Source organism: Oleiphilus sp. HI0043, from assembly GCF_001634935.1.
Genome location: NZ_LWEY01001260.1, coordinates 1 through 1272 on the forward strand (window position 1 = coordinate 1; position 1272 = coordinate 1272).

The window sequence follows — 1272 nt, forward strand, 5'->3', positions numbered from 1 at the left end:
TTGACGGGCACATCATAGGAACTTCTGGCTTGCTCATTCTCTTCAAGCTCTACTTCTGTATAATTTAAACTCGGTATTGTCGAGGTATTGGCGGGTTTCTCAACCTTCCTAAGCTTTTCCAACGGCCCAGCGAAGGCCCGTCCACTCGGTGAATATACATAGAACATAGCAAAATCCCCCAATACAATTTATACGACTTAGATCATCCCGCCTTTCTGGGATCGATAAAAGTAGCTTTTTACTTACTAAACGGTCGCTTTTTTCGATCATAAGGAAAGCTTCTACAATACTGAAAATAAACATTAAGCTGACACTAAACAAACCATCATCGAAAAAACCGATCTAAAATCACATTATCTTCGTATATAACTTGCAATATTGATGAATTACGATTGTCAGTCAATACACCTTAGGGGGCTTAGCATGAGACATATCAATTACAACCACCTGCTATATTTTTGGACCGTCGCTCGAGAAGGCTCCGTCGCAAAAGCAGCTGAGTCTCTTCATTTAACGCCTCAAACAATCAGCGGTCAGCTGAAAATGCTTGAAGAAACTATCGGTGAGCCTCTGTTTCAAAGAGTGGGTCGCGGCCTAGTTATCACCGAGATGGGGCGCATGGTTGAGCAATACGCCGATGAAATATTCAGCCTGGGCGCTGAGCTTACTCAACGAGTCAAAAGCAAGCAGCCCGGAGCACCAATTACTTTCAATGTTGGAATCGTAAACTCCATTCCCAAACTCATCGCTTATAAACTTCTCGAAGCAGCTATGAAACTAGATGATCCGGTAAAAATCGTCTGTATGGAGAGCGACCTAGATAGCTTGCTTGGAGATTTAGCCGTTCACAAACTTGATTTGGTGCTATCTGATCGCAGTATTCCTACCGGGCTCAATGTTAAAGCCTTTAGCCATGAGCTAGGTTCTAGTAGCTTATCTTTCTTTGGCACAGACGAATTGCGGCACCAACATTCAGGAGAGTTCCCTGAATTGCTAAATGAGGCACCCGTTCTTCTCCCTCTGAATGATCATGCTTTACGTAGAAGCTTGGATGATTGGTTTGATCAGGTAGACATATCACCAAATGTCATCGCAGAGTTTGACGATAGTGCATTGCTAAAAGCATTTGGCGAAGGCGGTGCAGGTTTTTTTCCTGCGCCATCAGCCATGGCAAGCCAAGTTGAGCGCATGTATAACGTTAAGTCGATTGGTGAGATAAACAATGTTAGCGAACACTTCTTTGTTATTTCACCAGAGCGAAAATTGAAACAT

1 protein-coding gene is annotated in these 1272 nt (G+C 43.2%); it reads left to right on the forward strand.

What is annotated here, in order from left to right; all coding sequences use genetic code 11:
• Positions 1-423 precede the first annotated feature (423 nt).
• On the forward strand, positions 424-1272 hold an 849-nt coding region (nhaR, locus tag A3729_RS16255; protein ID WP_068634081.1), incomplete at its 3' end, for a transcriptional activator NhaR.